Source organism: Amycolatopsis sp. cg13, assembly GCF_041346965.1.
Taxonomy (GTDB): Bacteria; Actinomycetota; Actinomycetes; order Mycobacteriales; family Pseudonocardiaceae; genus Amycolatopsis.
In genome coordinates this window covers 5274357-5286504 of the sequence record NZ_CP166848.1, presented here as the reverse complement: position 1 = coordinate 5286504, position 12148 = coordinate 5274357, and the positions used below count along the sequence as shown (strand labels likewise).

Below are 12148 nucleotides of genomic sequence, written 5' to 3'. Positions count from 1 at the left end.
CGGCTACTTGCTCACTTACTTGCTCGCTTACACCCAAGTGAGCAAGTAAGTGAGCAAGTAGAGGCGGGGCAGCTGCGAGACGACGAGGAACCGGTTACGGAAGCAAGTCTTGCCGACTTGGACTCCGAAGTCGTCTCGACGTTCGTCGGGCGGCTTCAACAGCAGCGGCCCTACGCGTTCGCGGACCTTTCGCGAGAGGATGTTCTACGCAGGGTCAAGGTTCTCGTCGATGATCGGGTAACTGCCGCGGGATTGCTGGCACTCGGACGCTATCCGCAGCACTTCTTCCCTCAACTGATGATCTCCTTTGTGCATTACCCGACGCCGGAGGGAGCGGATCTCCGCACCGGAGACAGACCCCTCGACAACCGGGTTCTCGAGGGATCGCTTCGGTCGGTGCCGGTCTTCGGACGAGCGGCAGGCGGGACCGGCGGCGCGAGGTGCTGGACGCCTTAGGCTCCGCCGAACTGGCCCGGGCCGAACTGGCGGCGCTGCTGGACATGCCGGACAAGACGGTGTCCCGATGGTTGCGCGTTCTTCGAGACGAGGAACTGGTCGAGTTGATCGGCGAGTCCCCGCGCAGCCCGAACGCTCGCTACCGGCGCACTGGCAAGGTCATGCTCGGCGAATAAGCCGCACACCTGGTCAACCAAGGGTTGACGCAACCCAATCGTCAACCTACAGTTGACGCCATGACCGACTCAGTGAAACTCGACGACCTCATCAGCGCCATCAAGGCCAACAACGACAAAGACGCTCTCGCTCAGCTCACCGACGCCGTGTACGTCGGCCAGCATCTTGGTGACGTCGCGGACCACCTGATCGGCCACTTCGTCGACCAGGCGAGGCGCAGCGGGGCTTCCTGGACCGACATCGGGGCCAGCATGGGCGTAACCAAACAAGCCGCCCAGAAGAGATTCGTGCCGAAGGGCGACGATCCATCCGGCGGGATACAGCGGATGTTCGGCCGCTACACCGACCGGGCCCGGCACGTCATCGTCGCGGCTCAACAGGCGGCCATCGACAGCAAGAGCCCCGGGATCGACACCGTTCACCTGCTGCTCGGCCTGCTCTCCGAGCCGGACGCGCTGGCGGCGGGAGCGATCGTCGCGCAGGGGATCACTCTCGACGCGGTCAGGGAAGCTGCCGAGGCGAAGCTGCCGGAGCCAGTCGACGAGGTGCCGGAGAAGGTGCCGTTCACTCCGGCGGGCAAGAAGACGCTCGAACTCACCCTGCGCGAGGGGCTGCGGCTCGGGCACAACTACATCGGCACCGAGCACCTCCTCCTCGCCTTGCTGGAACAGGGCGAGGGCGCGGGCTACGAAGTCCTTGCCGCACTGGGGGTCGACAAGGAACAGGCCGAAACGAAGATCAAGGAATTCCTCGCGGAAATTCTCGGCACCTTGCAAAAGTGATCGCCGTCCTGACCCTTGGATAGCGAGAAGGGCTCTCCCCGAGAACACGGGGAGAGCCCTTCCTCAACACCAAAAATCAGGCTTCGACCTCAGACTGGTCCCCGGCCCACAGCGTGTGGAACGAACCGGGACGGTCGACCCGCCGGTAGGTGTGCGCGCCGAAGAAATCGCGCTGTCCCTGCACCAGTGCGGCCGGGAGCCGGTCCGCGCGCAGGCCGTCGTAGTACGCCAGTGCGGTCGAGAAGCCGGGCGTCGGGATGCCAAGGCGGACCGCCGTCGAGATCACCGAACGCCACGAGTCCTGCGCGTTTTCGACCGCTGCCCGGAAACCGCCGGAAGTGAGCAGCGTCGGGAGACCCGGCTCGGCGGCGTAGGCGGACGTGATGTCGTTCAGGAACTTCGCCCGGATGATGCAGCCGCCGCGCCAGATCGAGGCGACGCGGCCCAGGTCGATGTCCCAGCCGTACTCCGCGGCACCGGCCTGGATCTGGTTGAAGCCCTGCGCGTACGCGACCACCTTCGACGCGTACAGCGCCTGCTCGACGTCGTCCGCGAAGGTCTCCAGCGCGGACCCGGTGAGCGGTGTGCGGGTCGGCCCGCCCAAGCCGCGCGCGGCCGAACGCAGCCCCGTGGACCCGGACAGCGACCGCGCGAAGACCGCTTCCGCGATACCGCTGATGGGCACGCCGAGGTCGAGCCCGATCTGCACGGTCCAGCGGCCGGTGCCCTTCTGCTCCGCCGCGTCCTCGACGACGTCGACGAACGGCTTGCCGGACGCGCCGTCGACGTGCTTGAGCACCTGGGCGGTGATCTCGATCAAGTACGAGTCGAGCCGCCCGGTGTTCCAGGTGCCGAAGACGTCGGCGATCTCCGCCGGGGAGTAGCCCGCCGCGCCGCGCAGCAGGTCGAACGACTCCGCGATCAGCTGCATGTCGGCGTACTCGATGCCGTTGTGCACCATTTTGACGAAATGCCCGGCCCCGTCCGCGCCGACGTGCGTGCAGCACGGTTCGCCGTCGACCTTCGCCGAGATGTCCTCGAACAGCGGGCCGAGCGACTCGTAGGACTCCTTCGACCCGCCGGGCATGATGCTCGGCCCGTGCAGCGCGCCTTCCTCGCCGCCGGACACGCCGGTGCCGACGAAGTGCAGGCCGCGTTCGCGCAGCGCCTGCTCACGGCGGCGGGTGTCCGCGAAGTGCGCGTTGCCCGCGTCCACGATCACGTCGCCCGGCTCCAGCAGCGGCGCGAACTCCTCGATGACGGCGTCGGTCGGGCCGCCCGCCTTCACCATGATCACGATCTGCCGCGGCCGCTCCAGCGCGTCGACGAACTCCTGCGCGGAGTACGCCGGGATGAAGTCGCCTTCGTCGCCGAACTGCTCGACGAGCGAGCGGGTGCGCTCCTCGGAGCGGTTGTGCAGGGCGACCGTGTGCCCGTGCCGGGCCAGGTTCCGCGCCAGGTTGCGGCCCATGACCGCGAGGCCGGTGACCCCGATGCTCGCCTTCTTGCTCATCCGAAACCTTTCCGAAAACCTCTGCCGGATTCCGAGCCTAGCCACAAAACCGGTGCTCACGAGAAGCAGCGGATCGGGCCCCCGTTCCAGGCCAGCATGTCCTTCAGCGGAGCCACCAGATCGAGTGGCGCACCCCACCCTTCGCCGTCGAGTTCGGCGTACGCCCGGTGCAGGTTTCCGGCGAGGCGTTCCTGTTCGGTCAGCTCGGCGAACCGGCCGAGGTCGGTCGCCCTCGCCTGTTCCAGCGGCGAGCGGCCAGCCGCCTTGCCGGTTTCCGCCGCGCGCTGGACGAACTCCAGGTAGTCGTCGACCAGGTCCACCGTTTCGAGTCCGCACACCGGGCCGTGGCCGGGCAGGATGACCGCCGGGTCGAGCTCGCGGATCACGTTCAGCGCGGCCCGCCAGCCCGCCACCGAGCCCATGAGCGCGAACGGGCTGCCGCCGTTGAACACCAGGTCGCCCGCGTAGAGCAGACGCTGTTCGGGCAGCCAGACCAGGACGTCGTTGGTGGTGTGCGCGGCGTGGCCGGGGTGGATGAGGTCGATCCGGGTCTGTCCGGCGTAAAGGGTGACGGTGTCGTCGAAGACCAGGTCGGGCACGCGCAGTTCGAGCTTGCCCCAATCGCTGTCGGTGAAGACGCCCTCGTACCGCTGGATCCCGTCGGCCAGCAGCGTCTCGCGGGTCTTGCGGTGGCCGACGACGGTGGCGCCGCCGACGAGGTAGTTGCCGTTCGTGTGGTCGCCGTGGTGATGCGTGTTGACGAGCGTCGTGACCGGGCCGGCGGTGTCGCCCACGGCCGAAAGCAGGGCGCGCGTACGCCGTTCGGTCGCGCATGTGTCGATAAGCACAGCGTGCCCGTCGGCGTCGACGAAGCCGCAGTTGTTGATGAACCAGGAACCGTCGGGCTGGACGTAGCCGAACGCGCCGTCTGCCAGCTGTTTGACGCTAGCCGCGCCAGGGGATCGATCGATCACGCCGACACTATGCCGCCCATGCCGCCGACGCGGGGCCTCTGTGGTGCAGCTGTGCCCGGAAGTCTCCTCTTAGTCCGAATGGAGTAGCCGAGATGTCCGCGACGCCCGGAATCCACTGCTCCGGCAGGGTGACATGCCGGGTGACTGGCGTTCTCGTGCATTTCCTGAAACGCTGCCGGGTGTCATCATCGAACTCCGTTGGGTCGCAGTGGCCTGGGTGGTTCGTAGTTCGCGGTCCGGCGGAAAGCCCGTCGGCATAGTGGTCCAGGAGAGCAAGGGGAGATGGCGAGCACCGTCACCTCGCGCCGCAAGCAGCTCGGCAATGAGCTCCGGCATGCTCGAAACGCCGCGAAGATGACGCAGCAGCAAGTCGCCGAGGTACTCGGCTGCACCCAGGGCAAGGTCAACAAGATCGAGTCCGGTGCGGTGGGGGTCAAGCTCGGAGATGTGCGGACCATGCTGAACGCGTTCGGGATCAACGGCGAAGAAGCCGACACTCTGATGAACCTGGCCCGGGCCGCGGCCGGGCAGCGCGGCCATTGGTCGGGCTACCGGTCGGTGGTGCCGCACTGGTTCCGCACCTTCACCGACCTCGAGCCCGCCGCCGCGGAGATCCTCACCTGGCACGGCGAGCGCGTGCCGGGGCCGCTGCAGTCCGAGCACTACATGCTCAAGCAGTTCACCGAGGCGGGAGCCACCGACGTCACATCGCTCGTGCGCAACCGGCTCGACCGCAAGGCAGTGTTCGACCAGCAGCAGCCGCCGTACTACCGGTTCATCATCAGCGAGGGCGCGCTGCGCCGCGCACCCGGCGGGATCGCGCCCGCGGTGATGCTGGACCAGGTGGAGCACCTGCTGGCGCTCGACCGGCACCCTCGCGTGTACGTGCATGTCCTGCCGTTCGGCGCGAAGCTCGCCGCGGTGCCCAACGACTTCACGATCATGCGGTTCCCGGACCGCACGCGCGACTTCGTCTACATCGAACACTCCGCGGGCGGGCTGTACCTCGACGACGTGAAGGACTTCAACATCTTCGTGGACTCGTGGGACCGGCTGCGCGGGGCGGCTCTGGAGCGGGGCGAGACGCGGCAGTTCCTCAAGGAGCTGGCGGAAAGCTACCGCTCGCAGATGATGTGACGAGTGCTTCGAGCACGGGCACGGTTTCCGCCGCATCGGGCAGGGCGTTGATCTCCGCTTGCACTCGTTGCGCGGCCTCGCGATAGCTGGGGTCGGCGAGTACTTTCGCGGCGGCTTGGCAGATTTCGTCCGGAGTGGACGTTTCCGGGTCCAGCGCGTAGCCGACGTTCAGCGCGGCGCAGCGGCGGGCGTTGCCGGGCTGGTCGGCGCCCATCGGGAAAAGCAGCGAGGGCAGTCCGTGCGAGAGCGCGCCGATCACGCTGCCGGACCCGGCGTGCGAAATCATCAAATCGAGGCGCGGCAACAGTTCAGCCTGCGGGACGAACCGTTCCACGCGGACGTGCGCCGGTTGCGGTCCGAACTCGGCGGGGTCGATCTGAGTGCCGACGGTGGCGGTCACCTCGGCGTCCAACTGGCCCAGCCCGGCGAGCGTGCGCTCGATGAGGTCGCCGGACTCGAGGTTGAAATTGGTGCCGAGCGTGAAGTACACGCGTGGCCTCTCGGCGGGCCGGCGGGGCGCGACCGGATCTCCTTGGCGGAACGAGAAAGTGCCCGGCGGCAGCGGCGAACTGGGGTCGCGAAAGGACGGCGGGACCGGCGAGAGCACCTGGCCGCGGGTGAGCATTTCGAGCTCCGGATCGTCCGGCAGGCCGTGCGCGGCGCGGGCTTCGGCGAGCGGTTCGGCGAGGAGTTCCTTGCGCAGCAACGTTCCCGCGGCGAGCACCAGTACGGTCGCGCACGGCAGGCCCAGCACCTCGGCGGCAATCGCGCCGGAGAAGTCCACCTCGTCCCGGACGATCAGGTCCGGCCGCCATTCCCGGGCGATCTCCAGCAGCACCGGCACGTGTTCCTGAGTCGCGCGGCGGGCGAACAGCTCCCGGATTTCCCAGTCGTCGCGCGCCGGATCGACCGGCGGCATCGGCTGTCGCGTCACTTCCACCTCGCGCGGTTCGTTGACCGCGAAGGTCGTGAACCCGGCTTTGGCGAGCGCGGGTACATGCGAACCGCCGCCCGCGACCGCTACGGTGTGGCCGCGCGCGAGGAGCGCTCGCGCGACCGGTGCCATCGGATCCCAGTGGCCGCGACCGCCGACGAACGAGAAGAGGATGCGCATCCTCCGCAACCTAGTGGCCCGGATGTACCGGAGTCGTGGCATTTTCGGGCGATTGCCGGGGGCGGCGGCGTGCGGGCGCGGCGAGTGGGCACACTGGTACCCGCACGGAAGGGGAAGCTGATGACTCAGGCACCGGATCCGGAAGCCCCGGAGGGCGTCGACCTCGATCGGCCGAACGCGGCGCGGATCTACGACTGGTTCCTCGGCGGCACCGCCAACTGGGCCATCGACCGCGAGTTCGGCGAAAAAGCGGTCCAGACCTTTCCGATGATCAAGACCATCGCCAAGGCCGGTCGCGAGTTCCTCGGCCGCGGCGTGCGGTACATGGCCGAACAAGGCATCGACCAGTTCCTCGACATCGGCTCCGGCGTGCCCACCGTCGGCAACGTGCACGAGATCGCGACGTCGGTGAACCCGAACGCGCGCTGCGTGTACGTCGACAACGAGCCGGTGGCCGTCGCGCACTCGCAGATCCTGCTGGAACGAGACGGCGTCGCCGACCGGCACGCGGTGCTGCAGGGCGACCTGCGCAACCCGGCCGACGTCTGGCCGCGCGCGCTCGACACCGGCGTACTCGACCCGAAGCGCCCGATCGGCCTGATCATGGTCGGAGTGCTGTACTTCGTCGGCCGCGACGAGCCGGCGCTGGAGATCGTGCAGAAGTACCTGTCGCTGCTGCCGTCCGGCTCGTATTTCCTGTCCTCGCACCTGACAGACGACGGCGTCCCGACGAACGACGGCGAACGCCGCGACGCGATCCACAAGCAGTACCAGAAGTCGAGCACGCCGTTCCATTACCGCTCGCGGGCGGAGTTCGCTGAGTTCTTCTCCGGGCTGGAACTGGTGGAGCCGGGCATCGCGTGGGTGTCGGACTGGCACCCGGAGGCGGGCGAGACGACGGCGAGCGACCGAATGGCCGACGATCCTTCGTTCAGCGGCGGGATTTGCGCTTTGGGGCGCAAGCCCTGACCGTGCGAAAGTCTGTGAGGGGAACCCTGAGGGAATCAGAGTCCCTGAGGGTTCCCCTCACGTACATCAACGGGAGCCCGGCGGCGGGCATGGTCTAGACCGGCAGAAGTGGTCTGAACCTCCGTTGTGGCCAGGGGCCGGACACGAAAACGCTCCCCGGGCAAAGGATTCCGGGGAGCGTGGACGATGCGGGCTTCGGCTCAGCCGAGCCCGTGGAGAATCGGTACTCGTGTCTCGCGACGGTGGCGGGTGGTGTGGACGCTGTCCGCTTGGCGCGGAGCGGGTACTTCGATTTCGGTGTCCACAACCATCGGGCTGCGCAGCGGGGCCTGGATCAGGCTGAACCCGAACCGGTTGCGCAATTCGTGATTGATCCCACGCCGGCCGCGAGTGTGTTCGTCCTCACGGCGGAAAAGCGTGGTGAGCCGGACGGCCATGGGATCACACCCCCAGTTCGGATAACGGGAACCGGCGCGGGTCGGCGCCGGCCGGATCGGGGTGGTACGCGCTCGGCGGGTCAACGCCGGGCACCAGGGAAACCGCTCCGTTGCGGCGTCTCCGCAGGGTCGTCGCAGCACCTGGACCAGTGCGGATCCCGGAGAGGCGGGCGGATCGGCTCCTGGCCGGGCCGAACGGGTCGGCTCGCATCCGCACTCCTCCCGATATCTCGCAGCTGTTCCGCTGCCCGGGCCGGGTGCCCGGGCCGGTGCTGACGGTGTTGGGCTGAATGTCGCAAGCCATTCACCCACCACTGACGCCCCGATCGCTGCGATTAATCCTACTCCTGGAATAATCTTCATGTCGAGATCGGGTCGAGTTGATCACCCGCTTGGCCCTGCGGTTTGCTCCGTAGTGACGCAAAGAAGCCGGGGACGTGCACCAGACCGCACGCCCTGCACAAGGCTCGGAGGTGGACGACCCATGGCGGATTATCCGTCGCCCCAGGATTACGACCCGGACACGGCAGAGTCGCTGTTCGCGGCCGCGGCCTGGGCGAAGTCGTTCGCGAGCGAACCCAACGGCGGAAACTGTGTCGAGGTCAACCTCTCCCGTCCCGGCTTGATCGGCGTGCGCGACACGAAGCTCGCGGCGAGCCCGGTGCTGGTCTTCGACCGCGGCGAGTGGGACGCCTTCCTCGTCGCGGTCAAGGCCGGCCAGTTCGACCTGCCGCCGAGCCAGTAGTCCATCACGGCGAGGTCTCAACGGAGAACGATTCGCCAACAGTCACTCGATCGGGTGGAGTGTGGATCGACTCTGGTCACCGTGGGTGCCGGGGGTTGTGGGTTGAATGTCGGCTTGGCGAGGGTCGCCTGCTGAGTAGGTTGAGCGGCCCGACCCCACGGAGCGCGCGATGACCTCACTCCACTACCTCTCTGCCTCCGAAGCACTGCGGCTCTTCCGCGCCCGCGAGTTGTCACCCGTGGAGCTGATGCGCGCGGTCGTGGAACGGGCCGGGCGGGTCGAGCCGGACGTCAACGCGTTCGCCGAGGAGATGTTCGAGCAGGCGCTGCGGGCGGCGGCGGTCGCGGAGAAGCGGTACGCGCCCGGCGGCCAGCCGGGGCCGCTCGAAGGGCTGCCGGTCGCGGCGAAGGAAGAACAGCCGCTGGCCGGGCATCCGGTCACCGACGGCACCCTCCTGCGTCCGCCTCAACTGGCGCGGGAGACCGCGATCGGGCTCAGCCGGATCCAGGCGGCAGGCGGCATTCTGCACGCTCGCACGACGACGTCCGAGTTCTGCTGCATGCCGCTGTCTCACACGCGGCGCTGGGGGATTACGCGCAATCCGTGGAACCTCCAGACCGCTGCGGGCGGCTCGTCCGGCGGTTCGGGCGCGGCGTTGGCGGCTGGGACGGCCTTCCTCGCCACTGGGTCGGACATCGGTGGTTCGCTCCGCGCGCCCGCGTCCTTTACCGGTGTCGTGGGGTTCAAGCCGCCGCACGGCCGCAATCCGGCCTTGCCGCCCGCTGGGTTGGACACCTACTACCACCACGGTCCGATGGCCCGGACTGTCGCCGATTGCGCGCTCCTGCAGAACGTCATGTCAGGCGAAGACCCGCGCGACCCGCACTCGCGGCTCCCGGCGGTTTCTGTCGAGCTTGGTGACGTGCGTGGGCTCCGCGTCGCGTGCTGTCCGGTGCCTGGCGACTTCCCGGTGGACTTGGAGATCGCGGCCAATACCCGCGCGGTCGGGCAGGCGCTGGCGTCCGTTGGTGCGGCGGTGACCGAGATCGAGATCGACTGGACGCTCGACATGGTCAAGCAGGCCCTGTGGGCGCACTTCGGGACCGGCCTGGCTGCCGAGGTCCTGGAGTTGGACCAGCGGAATCCCCGCGTGATCACGCCGTACTGCCAGGCGTTCGCGCGCAAGGGTGTCGAGAACATTGTGGACGCTCAAACCGGCCACGCGGTCGAAGCGACGATCCGCGAGCGCCTCGACGCGGTGTTCGGCCAGTTCGACGCGCTTATCGTGCCCACTCTCGGTGCCACTGCGTTTGCTGCTGGCGAGGACTATCTGTCCGCGGAGGTCGTGGTCAACGGTGTTGCGCTGGAACACTTTTCGGACGCGTCGCTGACTCCGGCGTTCAACGTCGGCAGCGAGCATCCGGCGCTCGCCGTGCCGTCTGGTTGGGCCAGCAATGGGGTGCCGACCGGCGTTCAGGTCGTCGCGGACAAGTACGCCGACAGTGTCGCGTTCCGCGTCGGCGCGGCGATCGAGCAGACCGTGGGCGCGGGGTTCGCTCGGATTCCGTTAACTGGCCAGGAATTCCCGCAGATGCGCCACGACCTGTGAGGGTTGTTCCTCGGGGAGGAAGTGTCCACAGTCTTCGAGGCCGATACCGGTCACGTGGTCCGCGTAGTCGCGCCAGATGTCGAGCGTGGGCAGGCTGCCGAGCAGACCGGCCTTGCCCCACATCGCCAGTACCGGCTGGGTGAGGCGTTTTCCGGCGGCGTAGTCGGCGTCGTCCAGTTCAGCGTCGTCTGGGAACGAGGCGCGGTAATCGTCGAAACCGGCTCGCAGCGCGCCGGGTGCTTCGAAGGCGCGGACGTACTCGGCGACGTCTTCGGCGGGCAGTCCGTGGCGTTGGAAGGTCCAGCGCTCGAAGAAGTACCCGAGGTAGGCGGCGATGTTCTGTCCGGCCAGTAGCTCGGGCAGGTCTGGCTGCAGGTGGAAAAGCCAGTGCCAGTAGGCCTTCGCGAGATCTTTGTCGAGGCGACGCCACATCTCCCGCGTCGGCGCGATGTCCAGCACAGCCAGTCGCTCCACCTGGTCTGGACGGTCTAGCGCCCATCGATGCGCGACCCGCCCGCCGCGATCGTGCCCCGCGACCGCGACCCGGTCGAACCCGAGCTGCTCGGCCAGCTTCGCGACGTCGGCGGCCATCGTTCGCTTGTCGTAGCCGTTGCGGGGCTTGTCAGTGCGCCCGTATCCCCGCAGGTCGGGGGCGATCACGGTGTGCGTCTCGGTCAATGGCCCGGCGACGCGGTGCCAGCAGTGCGACGTCTGCGGCCAGCCGTGCAGGAGGAAGAGCGGCGGACCGTCGCCGCCGCGGAGGTAGTGCATGCGCAGATCGTCCACTTGGGCCATGGCTGCTTCTAACCGGCTCATGGGGTTAGACGGTAGCGCGGGTTCTCACCGGTTTCAATGGTTAGAATGAGCGGCATGGAGTGGGTGTTCGACGCCGGGCGGCCGTGTCTGCACCTGGTGAACACGTTGCGCTCCCGGCATCTCCCGGAGGGCGTCGAGCTACTCACCGACCCGGACGCGCTCGCGGAATGGCTTGAGCTGGCCGGGTTCGGCCACCTGCGAGTGACCGCTGCCGAGGTCGCGGTGGCGAAGGAACTGCGCGAGGCAGCGAACCGGCTGCTGACCGCCAAGCCTCTCGCCAAGGATGTCCGGCTGGTCAACGACGCCCTTGCCGCGGCACCGAAACCGGACCGGCTGCTGTTGAAGGACGGCGTTCTGCAGCGGGAGGTGCCCGCTGCGCCGGATCCGGTGGCGACGGCCTTCGCGGTGCTGGCCGCGGACGCGGTCGATCTCGCTACTGGCGTGGAGGACATCCGGATCTGCTCGGCGGACGACTGTGGTTTGCGGTTTGTCGACACGTCGCCGCGCCGGACTCGGCAGTGGTGTTCGATGTCCCGCTGCGGGAACCGAGCGAAGGCCCGGGCGCATTACGAGCGCACGAAAAACCGGTAAGCCCAAGGGTGCTCGCGCAGCCACACATTGAGCTTGCCGACCACTCGCATCGGGAGAGTGCGCAGCGACGGCGGCATCACGGTGCCGAGCATCCTTGCCGCGCGGCAAAAACGGGCGAACTTGTGCGCGTCTTCGACAGTCCATCGCAGACCAAGACGGTCCCGCAGCTCGGGCGGGAGCGTCGCGCGGATAAGGAACATCTGCCCGGTCGAATATCCTTTTTGGAGCTTCGACCACTGGCGGTCCGACATGCGGGAGAATGGTTTCCCGACGCTGTCGATGGTTTCGAACAGCGTGCTGATCGTCTCGTTAGGGCCGAATCCGGCGATCATCTCTCGGTAGTATTGCTCGAATTCCGGCCAGGTCGGCGGCAGGTACCGCTCGCGGATGCCGAGGATCCGGCCGATGCCGCACATCTGCGCGTAGTACTCCGCAAGCTCTGAAGTGGACATCGGACGGCCGAAAAACCGTTGCGCTTCAACGGGAGCCATCACCAGTGTCGCGTGCACCCACGCGTACGCGCCGGGGTCGAGCGCGCTGTAGCGGCGGCCGTCGGCGGTTCCGGTGAAAGTCCGGTGCAGTTTTCGCAGCCGCGAGGCCTCGACCTGTGCGCCTTTTGTTCCGCCGTACACATAAATCGACAACGAAGCGACGGTGCGCATCAGCCGGGTCCACGGATCCTCGCGGTAGTCCGAATGATCCCGCACCCCAGCCGCCACAACCGGATGCGCGACCTGCAGCACCAGCACCTGCCCCGCGAGCAGTGCGTCGCGGAAGTCGCCGAAATAGCGCCAAGCCGCAGTGCCGCGGACGACCGGCGGGGCCACG

General features: G+C 67.8%; 13 protein-coding genes. 7 read left to right on the top strand and 6 right to left on the bottom strand.

What is annotated here, in order from left to right; genetic code table 11:
• The first annotated feature begins 440 nt into the window (after positions 1-440).
• Both AB5I40_RS24415 and AB5I40_RS24410 read left to right on the top strand, forming a co-directional pair.
• Entirely contained in the window at positions 441-632 is a 192-nt protein-coding gene (locus AB5I40_RS24415; RefSeq protein ID WP_370932383.1) for an ArsR family transcriptional regulator, read from the top strand.
• A gap of 60 nt (positions 633-692) precedes the next feature.
• Positions 693-1415, top strand: coding sequence for a Clp protease N-terminal domain-containing protein (locus AB5I40_RS24410; protein WP_370932382.1), 723 nt, complete (start codon positions 693-695; stop codon positions 1413-1415).
• Positions 1416-1491: 76 nt separating this feature from the next.
• Here the strand turns inward: AB5I40_RS24410 and gndA are convergent, their stop codons facing one another.
• Positions 1492-2928 carry an NADP-dependent phosphogluconate dehydrogenase gene (gene gndA / locus AB5I40_RS24405; RefSeq protein WP_344288043.1) on the bottom strand — a complete coding sequence of 479 codons (1437 nt, stop codon included), beginning with the start codon at positions 2926-2928 and terminating at the stop codon, positions 1492-1494.
• A 56-nt stretch (positions 2929-2984) separates the two neighbouring features.
• Positions 2985-3902: an MBL fold metallo-hydrolase gene (locus tag AB5I40_RS24400; protein ID WP_370932381.1), complete on the bottom strand. Its 918-nt coding sequence runs from the start codon at positions 3900-3902 to the stop codon at positions 2985-2987.
• Between the two features lie 282 nt (positions 3903-4184).
• On the opposite strand from AB5I40_RS24400, the gene AB5I40_RS24395 reads away from it, so the two are divergent.
• Positions 4185-5039 (top strand): helix-turn-helix transcriptional regulator, encoded by an 855-nt coding sequence (locus AB5I40_RS24395; RefSeq protein WP_354738712.1) that lies wholly within the window; start codon positions 4185-4187, stop codon positions 5037-5039.
• On the opposite strand, the gene AB5I40_RS24390 is transcribed toward AB5I40_RS24395, so the two are convergent.
• Positions 4999-6153 (bottom strand): glycosyltransferase, encoded by a 1155-nt coding sequence (locus AB5I40_RS24390; RefSeq protein ID WP_370932380.1) that lies wholly within the window; start codon positions 6151-6153, stop codon positions 4999-5001. The genes AB5I40_RS24395 and AB5I40_RS24390 overlap by 41 nt on opposite strands.
• Positions 6154-6273: 120 nt before the next feature.
• Here AB5I40_RS24390 and AB5I40_RS24385 point away from each other — a divergent pair, with 120 nt between their 5' ends.
• Positions 6274-7122, top strand: a complete 849-nt coding sequence (locus AB5I40_RS24385) for an SAM-dependent methyltransferase (RefSeq protein WP_370932379.1) — start codon at positions 6274-6276, stop codon at positions 7120-7122.
• Positions 7123-7322: 200 nt separating this feature from the next.
• Here the strand turns inward: AB5I40_RS24385 and AB5I40_RS24380 are convergent, their stop codons facing one another.
• On the bottom strand, positions 7323-7559 hold the full coding sequence (locus AB5I40_RS24380; protein WP_370932378.1) for a hypothetical protein: 237 nt from the start codon (positions 7557-7559) through the stop codon (positions 7323-7325).
• Between the two features lie 484 nt (positions 7560-8043).
• Between AB5I40_RS24380 and AB5I40_RS24375 the strand changes: the two genes are divergently transcribed.
• Together AB5I40_RS24375 and AB5I40_RS24370 are read left to right on the top strand one after the other, a co-directional pair.
• Positions 8044-8304: a DUF397 domain-containing protein gene (locus AB5I40_RS24375; RefSeq protein ID WP_370932377.1), complete on the top strand. Its 261-nt coding sequence runs from the start codon at positions 8044-8046 to the stop codon at positions 8302-8304.
• A 169-nt stretch (positions 8305-8473) separates the two neighbouring features.
• A complete protein-coding gene (locus tag AB5I40_RS24370) occupies positions 8474-9913 on the top strand; it encodes an amidase (protein ID WP_370932376.1) in 1440 nt (479 codons plus the stop codon).
• On the opposite strand, the gene AB5I40_RS24365 is transcribed toward AB5I40_RS24370, so the two are convergent.
• Complete coding sequence (locus AB5I40_RS24365; protein WP_370932375.1) at positions 9872-10729, bottom strand: alpha/beta fold hydrolase; 858 nt, start codon at positions 10727-10729, stop codon at positions 9872-9874. The genes AB5I40_RS24370 and AB5I40_RS24365 overlap by 42 nt on opposite strands.
• A 54-nt stretch (positions 10730-10783) precedes the next feature.
• Between AB5I40_RS24365 and AB5I40_RS24360 the strand changes: the two genes are divergently transcribed.
• Positions 10784-11320, top strand: coding sequence for a CGNR zinc finger domain-containing protein (locus AB5I40_RS24360; protein ID WP_370932374.1), 537 nt, complete (start codon positions 10784-10786; stop codon positions 11318-11320).
• On the opposite strand, the gene AB5I40_RS24355 is transcribed toward AB5I40_RS24360, so the two are convergent.
• Positions 11296-12147, bottom strand: a complete 852-nt coding sequence (locus AB5I40_RS24355; RefSeq protein WP_370932373.1) for an oxygenase MpaB family protein — start codon at positions 12145-12147, stop codon at positions 11296-11298. The genes AB5I40_RS24360 and AB5I40_RS24355 overlap by 25 nt on opposite strands.
• Position 12148 lies beyond the last annotated feature (1 nt).